This window comes from Bradyrhizobium sp. HKCCYLS2038 (genome assembly GCF_051167655.1).
Lineage (GTDB): Bacteria > Pseudomonadota > Alphaproteobacteria > Rhizobiales > Xanthobacteraceae > Bradyrhizobium.
On record NZ_JBNPTM010000001.1, the window covers coordinates 749,987 to 769,890 of the forward strand.

Annotated in this window: 15 protein-coding genes; 9 read left to right on the plus strand and 6 right to left on the minus strand. The window is 67.0% G+C overall.

What is annotated here, in order from left to right:
• The first annotated feature begins 32 nt into the window (after nt 1–32).
• The 7 genes from ybgF to ACQR1I_RS03415 all read left to right on the plus strand — a co-directional run bounded on the left by ybgF (nt 33) and on the right by ACQR1I_RS03415 (nt 10,877).
• Entirely contained in the window at nt 33–1,046 is a 1,014-nt protein-coding gene (gene ybgF / locus ACQR1I_RS03385; RefSeq protein WP_434865758.1) for a tol-pal system protein YbgF, read from the plus strand.
• Nucleotides 1,047–1,104: 58 nt separating this feature from the next.
• Nucleotides 1,105–2,178, plus strand: a complete 1,074-nt coding sequence (tilS, locus tag ACQR1I_RS03390; RefSeq protein ID WP_434865759.1) for a tRNA lysidine(34) synthetase TilS — start codon at nt 1,105–1,107, stop codon at nt 2,176–2,178.
• A 235-nt stretch (nt 2,179–2,413) separates the two neighbouring features.
• The gene (gene ftsH / locus ACQR1I_RS03395) at nt 2,414–4,336 is read left to right on the plus strand and encodes an ATP-dependent zinc metalloprotease FtsH (protein ID WP_434865760.1); all 1,923 of its coding nucleotides are present in this window, start codon (nt 2,414–2,416) and stop codon (nt 4,334–4,336) included.
• A 218-nt stretch (nt 4,337–4,554) separates the two neighbouring features.
• The gene (locus ACQR1I_RS03400) at nt 4,555–7,008 is read left to right on the plus strand and encodes an autotransporter outer membrane beta-barrel domain-containing protein (RefSeq protein WP_434865761.1); all 2,454 of its coding nucleotides are present in this window, start codon (nt 4,555–4,557) and stop codon (nt 7,006–7,008) included.
• Nucleotides 7,009–7,100: 92 nt separating this feature from the next.
• Nucleotides 7,101–8,327: a glycosyltransferase family 87 protein gene (locus ACQR1I_RS03405; RefSeq protein ID WP_434888702.1), complete on the plus strand. Its 1,227-nt coding sequence runs from the start codon at nt 7,101–7,103 to the stop codon at nt 8,325–8,327.
• Between the two features lie 158 nt (nt 8,328–8,485).
• Nucleotides 8,486–9,160 carry a TetR/AcrR family transcriptional regulator gene (locus tag ACQR1I_RS03410; protein WP_434865763.1) on the plus strand — a complete coding sequence of 225 codons (675 nt, stop codon included), beginning with the start codon at nt 8,486–8,488 and terminating at the stop codon, nt 9,158–9,160.
• Between the two features lie 106 nt (nt 9,161–9,266).
• Nucleotides 9,267–10,877, plus strand: a complete 1,611-nt coding sequence (locus tag ACQR1I_RS03415) for a glycosyltransferase family 87 protein (RefSeq protein ID WP_434865764.1) — start codon at nt 9,267–9,269, stop codon at nt 10,875–10,877.
• 27 nt (nt 10,878–10,904) lie between these two features.
• Here the strand turns inward: ACQR1I_RS03415 and pyk are convergent, their stop codons facing one another.
• Together pyk and ACQR1I_RS03425 are read right to left on the minus strand one after the other, a co-directional pair.
• Nucleotides 10,905–12,341 (minus strand): pyruvate kinase, encoded by a 1,437-nt coding sequence (pyk, locus tag ACQR1I_RS03420; protein WP_434865765.1) that lies wholly within the window; start codon nt 12,339–12,341, stop codon nt 10,905–10,907.
• Entirely contained in the window at nt 12,338–12,922 is a 585-nt protein-coding gene (locus ACQR1I_RS03425) for a DUF1036 domain-containing protein (RefSeq protein ID WP_434865766.1), read from the minus strand. The genes pyk and ACQR1I_RS03425 overlap by 4 nt, the downstream gene beginning before the upstream one ends.
• Before the next feature lie 191 nt (nt 12,923–13,113).
• On the opposite strand from ACQR1I_RS03425, the gene ACQR1I_RS03430 reads away from it, so the two are divergent.
• Both ACQR1I_RS03430 and ACQR1I_RS03435 read left to right on the plus strand, forming a co-directional pair.
• Nucleotides 13,114–13,410, plus strand: coding sequence for a DUF1244 domain-containing protein (locus ACQR1I_RS03430; protein WP_434865767.1), 297 nt, complete (start codon nt 13,114–13,116; stop codon nt 13,408–13,410).
• Between the two features lie 240 nt (nt 13,411–13,650).
• Nucleotides 13,651–13,926 carry a DUF2312 domain-containing protein gene (locus ACQR1I_RS03435; RefSeq protein WP_008961835.1) on the plus strand — a complete coding sequence of 92 codons (276 nt, stop codon included), beginning with the start codon at nt 13,651–13,653 and terminating at the stop codon, nt 13,924–13,926.
• 100 nt (nt 13,927–14,026) lie between these two features.
• On the opposite strand, the gene ACQR1I_RS03440 is transcribed toward ACQR1I_RS03435, so the two are convergent.
• The 4 genes from ACQR1I_RS03440 to ACQR1I_RS03455 form a co-directional block, all read right to left on the minus strand.
• Nucleotides 14,027–15,625: a DUF882 domain-containing protein gene (locus ACQR1I_RS03440; protein WP_434865768.1), complete on the minus strand. Its 1,599-nt coding sequence runs from the start codon at nt 15,623–15,625 to the stop codon at nt 14,027–14,029.
• Nucleotides 15,626–15,905: 280 nt separating this feature from the next.
• Complete coding sequence (locus ACQR1I_RS03445; protein ID WP_434865907.1) at nt 15,906–17,993, minus strand: L,D-transpeptidase family protein; 2,088 nt, start codon at nt 17,991–17,993, stop codon at nt 15,906–15,908.
• A gap of 146 nt (nt 17,994–18,139) precedes the next feature.
• Entirely contained in the window at nt 18,140–18,397 is a 258-nt protein-coding gene (locus tag ACQR1I_RS03450; protein WP_434865769.1) for a hypothetical protein, read from the minus strand.
• Nucleotides 18,390–19,883: a sigma-54-dependent transcriptional regulator gene (locus ACQR1I_RS03455; protein ID WP_434865770.1), complete on the minus strand. Its 1,494-nt coding sequence runs from the start codon at nt 19,881–19,883 to the stop codon at nt 18,390–18,392. Before ACQR1I_RS03455 ends, ACQR1I_RS03450 begins: the two co-directional genes overlap by 8 nt.
• Between the last annotated feature and the right edge of the window lie 21 nt (nt 19,884–19,904).

Below are 19,904 nucleotides of genomic sequence, written 5' to 3' on the forward strand. Positions count from 1 at the left end.
TCACCGTTCGTCGATCCGGTCGTCAGGACAGCATGTCTTTGTCATTTCTCCCCAGGAGCGTCGCCGCGATTGTCGCAGCGCTCGTCGTTTTCTCGTGTCAGGCCTTGTCGTCGCGGGCGCTCGCCCAGACCGACGATGATCCGGAGATCCGGATCCAGCGGTTGGAAAATCAGCTTCGGCAGCTCACCGGCCAGAACGAGGAACTGCAATACCGCAACCGGCAGCTCGAGGAGCGGCTGCGTCAGTTGCAGCAGAACGGAGCGCAGCCGGCAGCCTCCGTAGCCCCGCCGGCCACGGCGGCGGCGCCACCGCCGCAGACCGCTCCGGCCTATGGGCAACCGGGCCAGCCGGCTTACGGTCAGCCGCAATATGGTCAGCAGCAGCAGGCCTATCCGCAACAGCCGCCAACCTACGCGCAACCGCAGGCCGCGCCCGCTGCCCCGATCGCGCTGGATCCGCCGGCGGCAGGGCAGGGCACCCGCCGCCGCGGTGATGCGTTCGATCCAAACCAGAACCCGAATGCGCCCGGCGCACCGCAGGCGCTCGGCGGCGGGCAGCTGCCGATGCAGCCCGGTGGGCAGCCGGTGGCCCGGCCCGGTGCGGGTGCCCGCGTCGACCCCGCGCCGCCGGCAGCCGCAGGACTCGACACCGCGCCGCCGACGCAGACGCCACGCGACGAGTACGATCTCGGCATCGGCTACATGCAGCGCCGCGACTATGCGCTTGCCGAGCAGACGATGCGGAACTTCACGCAGAAATTTCCGAACGATCCGATGATCGGCGACGCGAAGTACTGGCTCGGCGAGAGCTTCTATCAACGCCAGCAATATCGCGAGGCGGCCGAAGTGTTCCTGGCCGTGACGACCAAGCACGAGAAGTCGTCGAAAGCGCCGGACGCGCTGCTGCGTCTCGGCCAGTCGCTCGCCGCCTTGAAGGAAAAGGAAGCCGCCTGTGCGGCATTCGGCGAGATCTCGCGCAAATATCCGCGTGCGTCAGCCGGCGTGAAGACGACCGTCGACCGCGAGCAGAAGCGGGTGAAGTGCTGAGCGGGCGGATCGCATAGGCTCTCGCGCGGGATCGGCAACGCCGCTAGTCTCACGCGCCATGTCCAACGGTCGATCCGAAGACCAACTGCCGATTTCCGTTGGCGAAGCGGAGCGCCTGTTCGCGCCGTTCGCCGGCAGCAGTGCGTTCGTGCTCGCGGTGTCCGGCGGCCCGGATTCGATGGCCTTGATGTGGCTGGCCGCCCGCTGGCGCAGAGCCCGCGACGACGGTCCCCGTCTGCTCGCCGTGACCGTCGATCATGGCCTCCGCCGCGACTCACGGCGCGAGGCGCAGATGGTCAAGGACGTCGCGCGCCAGATCGGTCTCGCGCATCAGACATTGCGCTGGAGCGGCGACAAGCCTCAGACCGGAATCCCCGAAGCGGCACGCCTGGCGCGCTACCGGCTGCTGGCGGGCGCGGCTCATCGGGCCGGCGCCAGCCATGTGTTGACCGCGCATACCCGCGATGATCAGGCCGAGACTGTCCTGATGAGATTGTTGCGCGGCAGCGGCATCGTTGGTCTCGCGGCCATGGCGCCGGTCAGCCACCGTCACGGGCTGCTGCTCGCACGCCCGTTGCTCGACATCCCGAAGCTGAGGCTGGTCGCCACGCTGCAATCCGCCGGCCTGCCTTGCGCTGATGATCCGACCAATCGTGATCACGCCTTCACCCGGCCACGGCTGCGCGCGCTGCTGCCGGCGCTGGCGGCCGAGGGTGGCGACGCGCGCACCCTGGTGACGCTGGCCGCTCGGCTGCGGCGGGCCAACGCGGCCATCGAGCTGATGGCGGATGGCGCCGAGCAGTATCTCGCGCGGCGGTCCGCCGCGGAGGAGACAGGGCAAGCAGAAGCGGGGCAGATGTTCCAGCCGCGCGCCTTTGCCGCACTCCCTGCGGAACTCCGGCTGCGGCTGTTGATGCGCGCCATTGATCGTGTCGGCACCGAAGGGCCAGTGGAACTCGGCAAGGCCGAAGCCCTGCTGGAGCGGCTGGACCGGAGTCTTGCGGGGATGGCGGATGGTGGTACAGCCGTGCCCGGCAGGCTAAAACAGACCCTTGCCGGTGCACTGGTAAGCCTGACGAAGGGCTCGCTCCGCATCACGCCCGCGCCGCCCCGGCGATCGCGCGGCAGATGATGCGGCCGACACCCTTCGCGGAGCCTTAACCACCTGCATCGGCGATGCTTTCGCTAGCCATTTTTTGAGCAGGAATCAGGCTAGGATGCGATAAATAGTCCTGTCTGGTTCCCTTGGCATCGCTGCGAGTGGTACCTAGATTACGAAATGGTCGACCGGGGGATTCCCTCGTGGCTACCTAGGGATGAGTCCGAGGACAGACGGCCGCGATCCGCGCGACCACGAAGGAAAATCGATGAACGCCAATCTGCGCAATTTCGCCCTTTGGGTCATTATTGTCCTGTTGCTATTGGCGCTGTTCACGCTCTTCCAGAATCCTGGCCAACGCGCGTCGTCCCAAGACATCACGTTCTCGCAGCTGCTGAGCGATGTCGATGCGGGCAATGTGAAGGACGTCGTGATCCAGGGACCGGAGATCCACGGCACCTTCAAGAACGGCTCCTCGTTCCAGACCTACGCGCCGAGCGATCCGAACCTCGTGAAGCGGCTCTACGACGCCAAGGTCAACATCCAGGCCAAACCGCCCGGCGATAACGTGCCGTGGTTCGTGTCGTTGCTGGTGTCCTGGCTCCCGTTCATCGCGCTGATCGGCGTCTGGATCTTCCTGTCACGCCAGATGCAGGGCGGCGCCGGCAAGGCGATGGGCTTCGGCAAGTCGCGCGCCAAGATGCTGACGGAAGCGCATGGCCGCGTCACCTTCGAAGACGTCGCCGGCGTCGACGAGGCCAAGCAGGACCTGCAGGAGATCGTCGAATTCCTGCGCGACCCCGGCAAATTCCAGCGGCTCGGCGGCCGCATCCCGCGCGGTGTGCTGCTGGTCGGCCCTCCCGGCACCGGCAAGACCCTGATCGCGCGCGCCGTCGCCGGCGAAGCCAACGTGCCGTTCTTCACCATCTCCGGGTCGGACTTCGTCGAGATGTTCGTCGGCGTCGGCGCCAGCCGCGTCCGCGACATGTTCGAGCAGGCCAAGAAGAACGCGCCCTGCATTATCTTCATCGACGAAATCGACGCCGTCGGCCGCCATCGTGGCGCCGGCCTCGGCGGCGGCAATGACGAGCGCGAGCAGACCCTCAACCAGCTGCTGGTCGAGATGGACGGCTTCGAGGCCAATGAAGGCGTCATCCTGATCGCCGCGACCAACCGTCCCGACGTGCTCGATCCGGCCCTGATGCGTCCCGGCCGCTTCGATCGTCAGGTTGTCGTGTCCAATCCCGACATCATGGGCCGCGAGCAGATCCTCAAGGTCCACGTCCGCAAGGTGCCGCTCGCGCCGGACGTCAACCTCAAGACCATTGCCCGCGGCACGCCCGGCTTCTCCGGCGCCGACCTCATGAACCTCGTCAACGAGGCCGCGCTGACCGCCGCTCGTCGCAATAAGCGGATGGTGACGCAGGCCGAGTTCGAGGAGGCCAAGGACAAGGTGCTGATGGGCGCCGAGCGCCGCTCGATGGTGATGACCGAGGAAGAAAAGATGCTGACCGCCTATCACGAGGCGGGCCATGCGATCGTCGGCCTCAATGTCCCGAGCCACGACCCGATCCACAAGGCCACCATCATCCCGCGCGGCCGTGCGCTCGGCATGGTGCAGTCATTGCCCGAGGCCGACCGCCACTCGCACACCCGCGAATGGTGCGTGTCGAAGCTCGCGATGATGTTCGGCGGCCGCGAGGCCGAGGTGCAGAAGTTCGGCGCCGAGAAGGTGACCAACGGGGCCACCGGCGACATCCAGCAGGCCACCAACCTCGCCCGCGCGATGGTGATGGAATGGGGCATGTCGGACAAGCTCGGCCGCGTCCGCTACCAGAGCAATGAGCAGGAGGTGTTCCTGGGTCATTCGGTGGCGCGTTCGACCAACATCTCGGACGACACCGCCCGCCTCATCGACTCGGAAATCCGCGGCCTGATCGAGGCCGGCGAACTTGAGGCGCGCCGCATCATCACCGAGAAGCACGATGATTGGGAGGCGATTGCCCAGGCGTTGCTCGAGTATGAGACGCTGACCGGCGAGGAGATTCTTGACCTGCTCAAGGGCAAGAAGCCGAACCGCGAATCGGCGATCGAGCCCTCGACGCCGCGCGCATCGGCCGTGCCGCCCGCCGGCAAGCCGCGTCCGCGGCCCGATCCGGATCCCGGCCTGGAGCCGCAGCCCCAGGCGTAAGGCCGATCATGTCAGCGGGGCGCGCGACGTGCCCCGCGACACAGGACATCAAGAGATTGAGACGACAGGCCCGGTTCGCAGCCGGGCTTTTCGTTGTCTGCAACCCATTGTCGTTGTTAACGAATACCTAAGGGCTGGGTATTCGGATGATGATGATTTTGGGTGCGGCACGCCGTCCGGCGTGCGGGGTCTTGCTGTTGTCTTGCGTCGGTTTGGCCGTGTTTGGCGGCCGTGATGCTGCCGCGCAGGGCGTTTTCGATACCGCTGCAGCGGGTCCTTTCACGTCGAGCTATTTCGGCGAGGCGACCCACGCGACCGGCAGCAGCTGCTTCGGTTCCTACATTTACGGCACGGGGGTGAGCGCGTCGGGGCTCGCGGTCGGCAGTGCCGGCAAGATCTGTGAGACGCCCTATCTGCGCGTCAGCGCGATCGAGGTGCCGATCGTCTGGACGCCCAACACCGCGAGCGGCGGACTCGACTCGGGAGCCGTCACCGAGCTCGCTCTGCCCACGGCGCGGCTCAGCAATTTCGTCAGCGGCGCGGCCACTGGCGTCGACGCGGCCGGAAGGACCGTCGTCGGCGTTGTGCTCGGCGCCGATGGCAGCCAAGCCAACTACGACATCTACCCCTACATCTGGCAGGCGACCACCGCCGGTGCCTTCGCCGGCGTGACGCCGACGCAACTGCCGCTGCACGGCGCCGACACCGATGGCGCCACCTACGGCGTCAGCCCGGCCGCGGCCTATGCCACCGGATGGAGCGGCAGCCTGCAGTTCGGTTCGAGCTGGCCGCACGACATCCTGACCGGCACCAGCACGATGCAGGCCGCGATCTGGAATCTCTCCACCAACTCGGTGCAGCTGCTCGGCCCGACGCCGGATCCTGTCAACGCTCCGGCAAGCTCGGGCAAGGCGGTGACCGAGAACGGCACGGTCGTCGGCTGGTACGGACTGTTCCCGCGTGGCGGCTTCACCAACGACGTCAACCTCGCGCGCGGCTCAGGCCTGTTGCTGTCGGACACCAGCGGCTTCGGCGACTACACGACGATCTGGCAGCCCAAGCCGTTCGTCTGGACGCTTGCCTCCGGCACGATGACCCAGCTCGGCATGACGCCGCTGAACAACAGCTCGACGACCTACGCCTATGGCGAGGCGCGGGCGCTCAACGCGGGAACGAGCAGTATCGCCACCGCGAGCGTCGCTGTCGGCTGGCTCGGCAACACGGCCAGCAATTTCGAGGCGGTGCGCTGGGGCACGACCGACAATTGGGCGACGCATTCAACCCTGCAACTCGCCACGGTCGCGCCGACCGATGCCGACAATCTCGGCCGCATCGGCGCTGTCGCCAATGCGGTCGATGCCTCCGGCAACAACGTGGTCGGCCGCGTCGAATACGCCTGCACGGCGAGCAGCAGCGGATCGTGCTCGCAGGCGGTCTACTGGTCGGTCTCCGCCGACGGCCAGTCATCTTCGGGCGCCACGCTGGCCTCGATCCTGGCGAGCCTCGGCGTCGGCACGAGCAACGTGACGCTGACCGAGGCGACCGGGATCGTGGTGTCCACGAGCAATTCGTCGTCGCAAGTCCTCATCCTCGGCAACGGCACGCGCAACGATGCTGACAGCACGCGGGACCTCTTCCTGATCAAGCTCGATCGGGGCTCGACGTCGTCGCCGCCGACCTCCGGCGGCATCACCAGCGTGCGCGAGCAGCAGGGCTCGCTCGCAAGCCTGGGCGTCATCGCCAACCAGGGCGTCACCGCTGCTGACGCGGCGATGGGCGCGCTGGCGACAGCTGCGGACCACTATCGTTGTGCCAAGACGGCAGGCGGCGAGGCGTCGCAATGGTGCGGCTTCGCCTATGGGCTGGTGGCTGGCAATGCGAGCTACGGTAGCAGCGGCACCGAGATGTCGGGCACCTTCGGCCTGGCGCGCGCGCTCGCGCCGTCGACCTCGATCGGTGTCAGCGTCGGCGTGGCCGGACTGCGCAATGGCCTCGGCTATGGCGGCCGTTTCGATGCGCCGGGCGCGACCTTCGGCGCCTATGTCGCGCATCGCCCGGACAGCGGATTTCAGTTCCTGGCGATGGCGGTGGCTTCTCTCTATCCCGAGCTGACGCTGACCCGCGGCTATCTGAACGGCACCACGTTGGCGGGATCGCAGGGCACCACCCATGCCAGCTCGGCCGGCGCGATGGCGCGGGTCGGCTGGGCGCTGCCGGTGCCGGGCGCCAAGACCACGGTGACCCCGTTCGCGCAGCTGTCCTACGTCAACGCGCGCGTCGGCGGCTTCGTCGAAAGCGGCGGCCCGTTCCCGGCGATGGTCTCGGCGTTCAACGCGTCGGCGACCACGTTGCGCGTCGGCACGCAGCTGCGCGGCGCGCTGACCGAGCGGATCACTGTCTTCGGCGGGCTCGCCTGGGCAATTCATCTCGGTAACGACGCGCCTGTCGTGCAAGGCTCGCTGCTGGCGGCCGATTGCACCGGCGCCGCGCCGCTCACGGCGTTCTGCGGCCTGTCCGGATCGGGCCCGCGCCTGAGCCGGAACTGGGTCGAGGGCCAAGCCGGCCTGCGCTACGAGCTCGCCCCGGGCTCTGCGGCGATGATCAGCGCCAATGCCGCAAGCCAGAACACGCTCACCTATGGCCTCCAGCTCGGCTACAGCCGCGCCTTCTGAGCGCGGCCGAGCTCTCGCTTAAGCCTTCTTCAAGCGTCGGCGCCTATCTCTCGACGAGGTGTGCGCCTGTCCGGGCGCCGGGCGAGGTGCCGATGGCCCACACTTCTGATGCTGCCGCGACGCCATCGATGCGTCGTGCCATTCCGTCCAGCCTGTTCGCAGTGTGCTTCGCGCTCGCCTGCATCAATGCGACGTTCTTTCCGGCAGGGCTGCTGTCCGGCGTCTGGATCTGGGGCGCCGACGGGCTCGGCATCCCCACCGACTTCGTCAACGTCTGGGCGGCCGGCAAGCTGGCGCTGCAGGGCCATCCGGCGCTTGCCTGGGACTGGGACGTGCAGCGTCGGATCGAGCTCGATCTGCTGGGGCAGGATTTCCCGGGCTATTTCGCCTGGCACTATCCGCCGCCGTTCCTGTTCGTCGCGGCGTTGCTCGCGCAATTTCCCTACGTCATCGCCTTTGCCTCCTGGGCTTATGCGAGCTTCATCCCATTCGCGCTGGTGATGCGGGCCATCGTCGGGCGGAGCTTCGGCCTGCTGCTCGCGGCGGGCTTTCCGGCGCTGTTCTCGAACACCTTGGTTGGGCAGAACGGATGCCTCACCGCGGCCCTCGTCGGCGGCACCTTGTATCTGCTGCCGGTGCGGCCGGTGCTGGCCGGGATCTGTCTCGGGCTGCTGACCTACAAGCCGCAATATGGCCTGCTGTTTCCGATCGTCCTGATCGCAAGCCAGCGCTGGACTGTGTTCGCCTCCGCGAGCATCACCGCCGTGCTGCTGGCGCTGGTGTCCTGGCTCGCCTTCGGGCTGGAGAGCTGGCAGGCCTTCGTGCACTGGATGCCGGCGTTCTCGCAGGCGTTCCTGACCGAGGGCAAGGCGACCTGGTGGAAGCTGCAGAGCCTGTTTTCCATGGTGCGCTATTTCGGCGGCTCCGAAGCGCTGGGCTGGACCGTGCAATGGGTGTTCACCGCGGCGGTCGCCGTGGTGCTGGTGATCGTGTGGCGGAGCCCGGTCCGCTACGCGCTCAAGGCCGCGGCGCTGGCTGTCGGGCTGCTGCTCACGACGCCCTATCTGTTCATGTACGACATGATGGTGCAGGCGATCGCGGTGGCCTGGCTGGTGCGGATCGGCCTCAGCGAAGGCTTCCGCCGCTATGAGCTGCCGGCGCTCGGCGGCAGCGCCGCGCTGCAGATCACCTTCATGGTCAGCGGAATTCCTCTTGGCCTGGCGTCGAACCTGATCGTCGGCGGCCTCGTTCTGGCCCGGGCGGGCGGATGGTGGCGGCGGCAGCCAGCGGACGTCCACGCGGTCCCCGCCGCGGCTTGAGGGCTGGGCTTCGGCACCTGCGCAACAACGCTCTTGTGTTGTGCTCTGAACAGGTGTTCAGTTCTTCCCGAGATTTGCGAGGACCTTCCTCCAAAAAAGACTGAACCAGCATTCGCCAGGTCCTTCCTGGACGACATGCGTCCGGGACGAGAAACGCCATGGTCTACCGGCGAACCCACCAGGTCGTGAAACGGCTCGCCGCGCGCCGCAGCGCCATTCTGGCCGCCGCGCGTGACGCCGCTGCCGAGGGCGGCATGTCGGCCGTCCAGATCGCCCCCGTGGCGGTCCGCGCCAATGTCGCGGCCGGCACCGTGTACCGCTACTTTCCCTCGAAAGCCGACCTGATCTCGGAGCTGATCGCCGAGGTGTCGCGCGACGAGCTCGCCGCCGTCCGGCGCGCCGCCGATGCGGCGCCGGGGCCGTCCTCGGCCCTGGCTGCCGCCGTCTCGACGGTCGCCGTCCACGTCCTGTCCCAGCGCAAGCTCGCCTGGGGCATCCTGGCCGAGCCGGTCGATGTCGACGTCACCGCGTCGCGCATCGCCAGCCGTCGCGAGATCGTCGGCGAGATTGCCTCCCGGATCGATGCCGCCGTCCGCGCCGGCCATCTGCCGGCGCAGGATACCCAGTTGGCGGCAACGGCCTTGCTCGGCGCGCTGCACGAGGCGCTGGTCGGACCGCTCGCGACCGATATCCACGAGGATCCCGCCAAGCTCCGTGACACCGTTCAGGCCGTCACACTGCTGGCGTTGCGCGCGGTCGGCGTGATGGATGCCCGCGCCCGCGGCCTCGTCGTGCAGGCCGTGTTGCCGGTGAAGAGCCTAGTCGGCGCCTAGGCGTCGCCGCGACGCTTAAGCAAGGATTCATGCCTGGCCGCCATGGTCGAGTGCGGCGCCCGGACGGCCGCCGTCGCTCCCGATTCCAGGCGCTGCTCCCGCATCCATGGCCCTCGCACGCAAACAATTGGCGACGCCGCTCGTGATCGCCGGATCGGTGGTCGCTGGCGCCATCTATGCCTACGTCGCCGGCGAGGACATCAACTGGGATTGGCAGAACTATCACGAATATGCCGGCTACGCGCTGCTGCATGGCCGCTTCGATGTAGACGTCGCGCCTGGCGGCTTCCAGAGCTACCTCAATCCGCTGATCTATGTTTTGCCCTACGTTGTCCGCCACGGGCTCGCTGCGCCCTGGTGGGGGATGGCGCTCGGCGCGCTGCACGGGCTCACGCTCGCCCTCGTGTGGTGGGTCGCGCGGATGCTGCTCGGGCGCATGGCCAACGCCGCCACGCTCACCGCCGTCGTCGTGATCGCCGCGCTCAGCCCCATGGCGCTGTCCGAAATCGGCACCAGCTTCGCCGACATCCTCACCGCGATGCCGATCCTCGCCGCGATCGGGCTGATGTTCAGCGATGATGAGCAGCGTGGGCGACGCCTCGTGCTCGCCGGATTGCTGATCGGTACGGCCACCGGACTGAAGCTCACCAACGCGATCTTCCTGGTCGGGGCCGGCGTGTCGCTGCTGCTGGTCGCGCAGCCGTTGCGCGCCATGACCGGCTTTGCCGGCGGCAGTGCGCTGGCCGGGATCGTCACGGCGGGACCATGGGCGCTGAAGATGGCGCGCGATTTCGGCAGTCCGCTTTATCCGTTCTACAACAGCATCTTCCGGTCGCCCGAAGCGCCGCTGGTCTCGATCGCCGACACGCGCTTCATGCCGCAGGGCCTGCTGGATGCGCTCGCCTATCCGTTCTACTGGGTGATCGGCAAACATCCGTCCTCGGAAGAGCCGTTTCGCGATCCACGCTTCGCCACCCTCATCGTGCTGCTGATCGCGCTGGTGGTCACCGGCCTCTGGCAGAAGCGCGAGGTGCTGCCGCTGCGCGATCGGCGTCTCATCATCTTCTTCTGGGTCAGCTACGTCCTATGGCTGCTGACCTTCTCGATTCAGCGCTATCTGATGCCGCTGGAATTGGTGTCGGCGCCGTTGATCGTGCTGCTGCTCCTGCGCCTGATCGAAGCCTGGCGCGAGCCGGTCTCGCCGGGCGCGGCATCAATGCGGGTGCAGGGCGCCGTCATCGCCGTGGCGCTTCTCATCGCGCTGACGTCCATGCCGACCGACTGGATGCGGCGGCCCTGGTCGGATCCGTACCGGGCGCAGCTCGCGCAGGCGCTGCAACGGCCGGCCACGTTCCTGCTGCTGCATAAGCCGCTCGGATACATCGTCCCGTTGCTGCCGGAAGGCTCGCGCGTTTATCAGCTGTCCGAAGTGGTCGTTCCGATCGTCCCGGGCGGCGTGCGCGACCGCCGCATTCGTGCCGGCCTGTCCGACCCGCTGCCCGGCGGCGTGTGGGCGTTGTATTTTTCCAAGTACCGGGACGACAATCCGCCACGGCTCGAGGCACTCGCGGAATACGATCTCGGGATCGACGATCCACAGCATTGTGAGCGCATTCCAGCCGTCGACGGCATCGACATCCTGGCCTGCCGGATCACGCCGCGCGCTGCGGCCGCGGCATCGACCGCGGGCCTGAAACGGGGCAGCAGCACCGACTGATCCGCGGACAGATCAGCTCTGATGAGCTCAGAGATTGGCTTCGCTGGACGGTCCGACATAGGCGATGCGCACCATGTTGGTGGTGCCGGGTGTGCCGAGCGGAACGCCGGCCACCACGATGACGCGCTGGCCGGCGCGCACGAAGCCGTCGCGGAACGCGATCGAGCCGGCACGTTCGACCATGTCGTCCTGGTCGCGGGCATCCTCCGCCACTACGCAATGCACGCCCCAGACCACCGACAGCCTGCGGCCGGTCGCCAGATTGGGCGTGATCGCGACCACCGGCGGCTTCGGCCGTTCGCGCGCGACGCGGACGGCGGTGGAGCCGGACGATGTCCAGCAAATGATGGCGGGCAGGTCGAGGGTCTCGGCGATCCGTCGCGCGGCCTCGGCGATGGCATCGCCGGCGGTGGATTCGGGCTCGGGGCGCTGGGCCGCGATGACCGACCGGTACACGGCGTCGCGTTCGACCTCCTCGCCGATCCGATTCATGGTCGCGACCGCCTCGACCGGAAACTTGCCGGCCGCCGACTCCGCCGACAGCATGATCGCATCGGCGCCCTCATAGACCGCGGTGGCGACGTCGGAGACTTCCGCGCGGGTCGGGACCGGCGACTGGATCATCGATTCCAGCATCTGCGTCGCAACCACCACCGGCTTGCCGGCGCGGCGGGCCAGCCGCGTCATTTGCTTCTGCAGCCCGGGCACACGCTCCAGCGGCAGCTCGACGCCAAGATCGCCGCGCGCCACCATCAGCGCGTCGGAGACGTCGACGATGTCATTGAGACGGTCGATCGCCTGCGGCTTCTCGATCTTGGACATCACGGCGGCGCGGCCGCGGATGATCTTCTTCGCCTCGAGCACGTCGTCGGCGCGCTGCACGAAGGACAGTGCGATCCAGTCGACGCCGGTGTTGAGCGCCGCGTCGAGATCGGCGCGATCCTTCGGCGTCATCGCCGAGACCGGAAGGTCGGTGTCGGGAAGGCTGACGCCCTTGCGGTCGGACATCCTGCCGCCGATCACTACCCGCGTGACGGCGCGGGTCGGCGAGGTCTCCTCGGCGATCAGCCGCACCTTGCCGTCGTCCAGCAGCAGCGCGTGACCGGGCTGCAGCGCGGCCAGGATCTCCGGGTGGGGCAGATGGACCCGGGTCGCATCGCCGGGCGTCTTGTCGGAATCGAGCACGAAGCTCTGGCCGTTGTTCAGCTGCACCGGCCCGTCGGCAAACGTGCCGACCCGAAGTTTCGGCCCCTGCAGATCGACCAGAATGCCGATCGGCCGGCCGTAGCTGGATTCGACGCTGCGGATCGTCGCCACCATCTCCCGCAGCTTGTCGTGCGGGGTGTGGCTCATGTTGATCCGGAAGATGTCGGCGCCGGCCTCGAACAGCTTGCGAATCATCGCGCTGTCCGACGATGCCGGACCGAGCGTGGCGAGGATCTTGATGCGTCGCAGCCGCCTCATGGTTTCGGCGCTAGCCCCGGCGAGCCCGCGGGCGGCGTTCCCTGCGGTCCATTGGGCAGACCCGGCACATTGCCCCCGGGCCCCAAGGTGCCCGGAATGCCGGGAACGCGCTGCTGCGCCGGCTGCTCGTTGGCCTCGGTCAGCTGCACCGTCCAGGCGCGCTGGTCGCCGGTGTCGACCTCGAAGAAGCCGGTCCGGTCGAAGCCGCGGGCGAGGCAGTTGTCGGTGCCCTTGATGGTGAATTCCTTGTCCCGCGAGCACATGAACGCCTGGCCCGACCATTCGCCGCCGCGGTCATAGTCGAGCGCGTAGATGTAGTAATAGCGCGCCACCAGCGTGCCCTTTAGCAAGGTTTCGCAGCTGCGAGATGATACGTTCCACCAGCCTTCGGTGGTCCAGCCTTCGGCATCCTTGTAGCCGAGGGCGATCCCGACCCGGCTCGAGGTGTTGTTGCACAGCCGGAAGTCGGCTGCCGCCGGGCTGGAGGACAGACACAGCGCGGCCAGCCCAAGCAGCGAAAGCAGTCCGAAACCGGGGCGGCGGGGAATGCGATGCAAGAGGGAGGAGGTTTTGGCGATCATTGCGCGACGCTATATCAAACGTTGGATGATGTCGCGTGACTCGGCTGCGGCTGTCAACGGCAAGGCGACATCGTGGCAACGGCGGATGCGATCGCGCGTCTCGCCCGTGCGATATGGCCAAACCTGCGACGATGCCGCATCCTATAGCAGACATCCGCCATGGCGCGGAACAGGGAACGAAAGAGACGACGATGGACACCACGACCAGAACCGAGCTCGAAGCGGCCGCTTTCCGCAGGCTCGTCGAGCACCTGCGGACGAGAACCGACGTTCAGAACATCGACCTGATGAATCTGGCCGGGTTCTGCCGCAACTGCCTCTCCAACTGGCTGAAGGACGCAGCCGACGCCAAGGGAGCTGCCCTGACAAAGGATGAGAGCCGCGAGGCCGTCTACGGCATGCCCTATGAGGAATGGAAGGCGAAGTATCAGCGCGAGGCCAGCGCCGAGCAGATCGAGACGATGAAGAAGGTGCATCCGGGCCACTGAGCCCTCCAGTCCAGGCTGGCGGCCTGCGAATCGGGCTGCTGTCCGGGACACGCACAAAAGGCAAGCAGCGTGGCCGATGATGTGGCCGCGCTGCTCGTCGTGCCCAACAAGATGTGGGCGCTCTGTGGATGAGGGCGATGTCAGCTTGACGCAGGGCACGCCAGATTTGAGGGTCGCGCCGAGCACGCGCGCCTCACCGGCGCCTTCACAGGACACACGAGTTCCACTCAGGAGTATCAGATGGCCACCTCCGCTGCCGCGAAGGACGACGACTCGCCCGCGACCCGCTTTGCCGTAGATCAGCTCAAGTCGATCATCGAGCGCATCGAACGGCTGGAGGAGGAGAAGAAGGCGATCTCCGAGGACATCAAGGACGTCTACGCCGAGAGCAAGGGCAACGGCTTCGACGTGAAGGCGCTGCGCACCATCATCCGGCTGCGCAAGCAGGATCCGAACGAGCGCCAGGAGGAGGAAAGCATCCTCGAGACGTATATGCAGGCGCTCGGGATGATCTGAGCCGCCACGCCCCCCGCGTCCGAGGACGTTCGATGCCCCCGAAATCAACCGCCGGGGGCATTTGCGTTGTGAGGTCGTGTCGTAGGAGGCGCCAGCCTGCTCAGCGCAACGCGGCGGCGCGCATCGTGAAGCTTCGGGTCTCGAGCTTGATGATCGCAGGCCCGCTGAACTGGTCGTAGCTCAGTCCCGGCGTCGGATCGGCGGCGAAGCTGAGGACCAGCGCCACCTGCGGCTTGACGAAGAAGCTGCGCATCACCGTCAGGTCGGCATCGCCCATCTTGGTGACCGACATCGACGACGACGCGCTCGGCGTCAGCATGATCGCCCGCATCCAGGTCGAATCCGGTCCCTTGGCGGCCGTGATCCGCGTCGACATCGTGATCAGGCCATCCTGGCCCTGGCCGTTCTTGGCGGCCGGCGCGGCCGTTTCCTGGGCAGGGGCCGCACTGCGAGTCGCGGGGCGCGGGTTGCGCACGGGAATCGGAGCAGTCGCGGCATTGCTACGATCGACGGAGGAGGGCGGCGGAGCGAAGGCCATTGCCTCCATCAGGCTGGCCGTCTGCGACGGCTCGATCGTCGACAGGGCCCGGCGGGCGTTGATCGCGGCGACCTGTTCGGGCGTCGCCTGCTTGGGCGTGCTCGGATTATCGCCCCAGAAGCCGCGCGCGTTGATGATGTCGGCGACGCTCTGCGGCGCACCCTCACGTGCCCCGCCGGCGATCGCGCTCGTGGTCTCCGGCTTCGCATCCGACTTGGCCTCGGACTTGGCTTCCGACTTGGCCGCTACCGGCTGCGCCCCCTGCGAATCGGCCGAAGCGAGCTGCAGGGCATTGGTGATCTTGCCGCGGGCCGTCGACTTGGTGTCCGCCGGCTTCGCCGCGAGCGCCGCGGTCTGCACCGGCTTCGTCTCGGTCTCCGACGCTTCCTCGTCATCCTCGGTTGGGCGTCCGCGGAACAGCCGCGCGAACAGGCTGGGCTTGCCGCCCGAGGCGTCGTCGCCGTTGCCGCGCTTCTCGATCTCGGCCTTGGCGAGCTCATAGCCCTTCAGCGGCACACCATTGGTCGGAACGTGCACGGTCTTGCCGTCCGGGAATACGCGGGCGAGCTGGTCGGCGGTCATGCGCGGCCAGTGGCGGATGTTGCCGGTGTCGAGATGCACGAAGGGTGAGCCGGAGGTCGGATAGAAGCCGACGCCGCCGCGCTGCAGGCGCAGGCCGGCGAAACGGATCTGCTCGAGCGGCACGCCGGGAATGTAGAAGTCCATCGCATGGCCGAGCATGTGCTGGCTGTGGCGGGCCACCCCGGAATGCGCCGAGCGCCGGCGCAGCATCGAGTTGGTGGCCGGGGACCGGTACGACGAGACGATCTGGATCGGCTGCTTGCCGTCGACGTCGCGATAGACTTCCCAGAGGATATCGAACAGCCGACGGTCCATGACCGTCTCGTCCTGGGTGCGCCAATCGCGCAGGAAGTGGTTGAGCTTTTTCAGCGCGTCTTCGTCGTAGCGGCCTTCGCGCTTGAAGGTGACCGTCAGATCTTCGCTGGAATGGGTGTGGTGGAAGGAGAGGGTCTTGGTCTCGTTGAGGGCCGCCGCATCATGCACCGTCCCGGCACCAAGCAGCAGCAGCAGAGCTGCCAGCCCGTACTGGCATCCAGCCTTCCAACCCGAAACCGATTGGCGCGCGAAAACAGACAGCAAATGCAGCCCACCCCGTCGACGAGCGTTTACTCAGATACCCTCTTGCGGCCCGTCCGGCGGAAGAGAGAGGAAACGCTTACCTAAGGCGGGATGGTTAAGGGATACTCACCGACCCGCCCCCCAATTACCCTTAACATATACTCTTGAGTGTGGCGAAAAAGTGCCATCGAATCGTGGTTGATCATTGTGGTTAACCTAAAATGAAAAACCCCGCCGGCGGGAGCCCGCCGGCGAGGTCTTTGATCTGTCATCGAAATTTCAGGTTGGGCCGAAGCCCTGATCAGCGGGTGAAGACCCGCCGTGCCGGGCGTCCGACCGGGGCCGGCGGGGTCGGCTGACCGCCACCACCGAACAGACGTTCGAAGAAGTTGGGGCCGGAGGAGGGGCCTGACGAGAAGCTGTTGTCGCTGACGTTGACCGCGTTCGGCAGCGGTCCCTTCGGCCGTGAATAGTTCGGCTGCGCGTGGGCGACGACGTTCTCGAGATCCTTGCCGCGGCTGTTCTTGAGGATCGAGATCATGGCCGCGTCGCGGCCATAGACGTCCTTGCGGAGCTGGAGCTTGCCGGCATCGTCGACGAAGGCGGTCTGGTAGGTGATGTTGACCGGGATCGGCGTCGGGAATTTCAGGTCGATCTCGCTCGAACCGTACATGCTGCGGATGCGCTCGGGCGTGTAGCGCTCGCCCGGCATGGTCAGGTTGAGCAGCACCGACGCGTATTGATCGGGATACTGGACGCGCATGCAGCCATGGCTGAAGGCGCGTTCGTCGCGCGCGAACAGGTTCTTGTCGGGCGTGTCGTGCTGATAGACCAGGAACTTGTTCGGGAAGTTGAAGCGGATGCGGCCGAGCGCATTGGCTTCGCCCGGCGGCTGCGAGATGTGGATCGAGCCGTCACGGGCGCGCTCCAGCCGCAATCCCATGCGGTCGAGCACGGTCGGATCCTGCTGCAGCGCCGGCAGATACTCGTTGTAGATGATCGACGGCGGCACGTTCCAGGTCGGATTGACGGTGATGAACTTCATTGTCTCGCTGAGCAGCGGCGTCGCATGCTGGCCCGGCTTGCCGGTCACGACGCGGGTGGTCCACACCTGGGCGCCGTGCTGCATCACCTTCAGAGTGTAGTCGGGAACGTTCAGGATCACATAGGCGTCGCCGATCGCGGGCGCGCCGAGGTCACGCGGCAGCCAGCGCCAGCGCTCCATGTTGACGACGATCGTGTCGATCTGCTTGTCGCGCTTCGGCGTGTTGAGCGCCTTCACGGTGCGGTCGTCGAGCACGCCGGTCGGCTTGAGATCGACGCTGTCCTGGAATTTGCGGACTGCGGCGGCAACCTTGGCGTCGTAGCGGATGTCGTCGAGGTTCTCGGTCATGCCGAGCTTGGCGCGCAGCTTCGGCACGCGCGGGTCCGACATCTGCGCCTCGGCCTCTGGCGCATTCTTGCCGCGGGCCGGCGTGTATTTCAGCGGCTCGCCGTCGTCGATGACGATCGGGGGACCATCCTGGCCGCCGCGCAGCTCGGCGAGCTTGGCGCGGAGCAGCTTGTACAGCTTGTGCGGCGGGTTGTAGCCCTCAAGGGCCGCGGAGGCGTTCTTCGCCCCGGTCACGTTGGCGAGCACCTCGTTCGGGTCGATCGGGTGCTCGGGATATTGGATGTCGGCGGATACCTGTGACCAGTGCATCCGGCCGCTCTGGGCCTGACGCGCGTAGTCCATCATGCTCTCGGTGAGCCTGAGATCGGCCTCCGCGAGCGCGTCAGGCGCCGAGCCGGCGGCGGCGAAGTCGGGCACCGGGTAGTCGGCGGGGTTGAGGCCGTCGGCAGCGGCGTCCTTGAGCCGGGCAATCACGCCCTTGGCGGCCGGGGTCAGGTTGCCGGCCTGTGTCCAGATCGGCGCGTAGTCGCGGCCGGTGTAGAACTTCTCGACTGCCGCGCGCTCCGCCTTGCGATCGAAATAGCGCTGACCCTTGGTGGCGATCAGGTCGCGCAGCCGGTCTGCAACCGGCTGGTCCGCCGCAGGAACGTTGCTCGCCGCCTTGACGGGATCCTTCGCAGGCTCGGGGGCGGTCGCAGTGGCCGGGGCCGCTGCCGGCGGGTTTGCAACGGGGTTTGCAACGTTCTTGGCCGGATCGGCCGCCGGTGCCGCGGCGGAGTCGACGGGCTTGGTCGGTTCGGGTGCCCTGGCCTGGCTGGGCGAGACGGTCGCGGTCGTGTCGGACTTGAAATCGCTGGCGGTGGGCGGCGGCACGTTGGCAGGCTCAGGGATCGGGACTGCCGCATCGATGGCCAAGTCGGCAGCGCTGCGCGGCGTGTCGCCCTGAGCGAGGGCCGCGGTCGAGGACATCGCGAGGAAGGCTGCCGCAACGGCCATAAGCACCCGGTCATATCCGCCGCGGGTGGTCACACAATCTCGCATCGTCAATCCCTCGGATGATTCTGTTCCGCCAGGAACAGGGTCGGTAACAAGGTCGCTTCTGCCCGCCGGCTTCGGCTCGAGTACCCGCCTGTGAGAATGGGTCACGCTTTCACGCAAAGAATCACGCTCAAACGGTACTCAAGCCCCACTTCTGCGGCCAGCGCCACACGGGACAACTCACGACAAACTGACTCTTGGGAAACCCCGGCCAAACCGATCGTGCGTTTGTGCCACGCGTCTTTTCCTTTGTCTGTCACCGCAAGGCAACGGTTCAGAGGTTCTATCGTTGCGCGGTGTTGCGGCATTTTTCGGACATGAGCCGAGCGCAACGATGTCTCTGACACAATCGTCTCAGCCAAGCGGCGGGCTCTCCGTGGTGGGCGTCTCGCCGTTGGCTTCATCGAGCTTGCGGTACAAGGTGGAGCGTCCGATCTTGAGACGCCGCGCCACCTCCGACATCTGGCCGCGATAGTGGGCGATGGCGAAGCGGATGATCTCGTGCTCCAGCTCCTCGAGCGGCCGCACCTCGCCACCGGCGGTCAGCAGCGGCAGGCTTCCGTGAGACGGCAAGGGTGCGATGGGTACTTCACTACCCGGCACCATGGCGGGAAGCGACGACATCGGCCGGTCCACCGTGAGCGGCGGCGCCGGCTCGACCGGCGGCGCATGCGTGGGAATCAGGGGGAAATCGGCCACGCCAAGCTGGTCGGCCTCGCTCATGACCACCGCGCGGTAGACGGCGTTCTCGAGCTGGCGGATGTTGCCGGGCCAGTCGAGATTGGCCAGATAGGCCACGGCCTCGCCGGCAATGCCCGAGACCGCCCGATTCTCCTCCGCCGCGAACCGTGCCAGGAAGTGCCGCAGCAGGTGAGGAATGTCCTCGCGGCGCGCGCGCAGCGGTGGGATCGTCAGCGGCAGCACGTGCAGCCGATAGAACAGATCCTCGCGGAAATGACCTTCCTTGACGCGGTCCAGCAGCCGGCGGTTGGTCGCCGAGATGATGCGCACGTCGACCTTCACCGGCTTGCGGCCGCCGACCGCCTCGACGGCGCCTTCCTGCAGCGCGCGGAGCAGCTTGACCTGCGCGGTCAGCGGCAGCTCAGAGACCTCGTCGAGGAACAGCGTGCCGCCGTGGGCCTCGACGAACTTGCCCATGTGACGCTCGGTCGCGCCGGTGAATGCGCCCTTCTCGTGGCCGAACAGGATCGACTCCACGAGATTGTCCGGGATCGCGCCGCAATTGACCGCGACGAACGGCTTGGTCTTGCGCTCGCTGGTGCCATGGATGGCGCGGGCGAACAGCTCCTTGCCGACGCCCGATTCGCCTTCGATCAGCACGGGGATCGACGAGGCCGCGGCCTTCTCGGCGATGCGCAGGATCGGCGTCATGGCTTCGGCGCGGGTGATGATGTCCGAGAAGGTCAGCCGCCCTTCACGGCTGTGCCGGATGCGCTGCAGCTCACCCTTCAACGCCGAGGTATTGAGCGCATTGCGCAGCGAGACCTGCAGCCGCTCCATTCCGACAGGTTTGACGACGAAATCCAGCGCTCCGGCGCGCATCGCGGAGACCACGTTGTCGATGCCGCCATGTGCGGTCTGCACGATCACCGGAATCGCGATTCCGGCCTCGCGCATCTTGGAAAGCACGCCCATGCCGTCGAGGCCGGGCATCACCAGGTCGAGCACGATGGCATCGATCGGACCGGCATCGGGATGGGTCAGCTTCTCGATCACGGCGTCGCCGGTCTCGACGACGATCGCTTCGTAGCCGCATTTCTGCACCATGTTCTCCACCAGCCGGCGCTGGACCGGATCATCATCGGCAATCAAAATGCTGGCAGCCATGGCTTTCCTTGCACGCTACGA

What these genes read in the sequence shown, in the direction of transcription:
- ybgF (WP_434865758.1), top strand. Translation starts at nt 33, where the DNA reads ATGTCTTTGTCATTTCTCCCCAGGAGCGTCGCCGCGATTGTCGCAGCG.
- tilS (WP_434865759.1), top strand. Translation starts at nt 1,105, where the DNA reads ATGTCCAACGGTCGATCCGAAGACCAACTGCCGATTTCCGTTGGCGAA.
- ftsH (WP_434865760.1), top strand. Translation starts at nt 2,414, where the DNA reads ATGAACGCCAATCTGCGCAATTTCGCCCTTTGGGTCATTATTGTCCTG.
- ACQR1I_RS03405 (WP_434888702.1), top strand. Translation starts at nt 7,101, where the DNA reads ATGGCCCACACTTCTGATGCTGCCGCGACGCCATCGATGCGTCGTGCC.
- ACQR1I_RS03410 (WP_434865763.1), top strand. Translation starts at nt 8,486, where the DNA reads ATGGTCTACCGGCGAACCCACCAGGTCGTGAAACGGCTCGCCGCGCGC.
- ACQR1I_RS03415 (WP_434865764.1), top strand. Translation starts at nt 9,267, where the DNA reads ATGGCCCTCGCACGCAAACAATTGGCGACGCCGCTCGTGATCGCCGGA.
- pyk (WP_434865765.1), bottom strand. Translation starts at nt 12,341, where the DNA reads ATGAGGCGGCTGCGACGCATCAAGATCCTCGCCACGCTCGGTCCGGCA.
- ACQR1I_RS03425 (WP_434865766.1), bottom strand. Translation starts at nt 12,922, where the DNA reads ATGATCGCCAAAACCTCCTCCCTCTTGCATCGCATTCCCCGCCGCCCC.
- ACQR1I_RS03430 (WP_434865767.1), top strand. Translation starts at nt 13,114, where the DNA reads ATGGACACCACGACCAGAACCGAGCTCGAAGCGGCCGCTTTCCGCAGG.
- ACQR1I_RS03435 (WP_008961835.1), top strand. Translation starts at nt 13,651, where the DNA reads ATGGCCACCTCCGCTGCCGCGAAGGACGACGACTCGCCCGCGACCCGC.
- ACQR1I_RS03445 (WP_434865907.1), bottom strand. Translation starts at nt 17,993, where the DNA reads ATGGCCGTTGCGGCAGCCTTCCTCGCGATGTCCTCGACCGCGGCCCTC.
- ACQR1I_RS03455 (WP_434865770.1), bottom strand. Translation starts at nt 19,883, where the DNA reads ATGGCTGCCAGCATTTTGATTGCCGATGATGATCCGGTCCAGCGCCGG.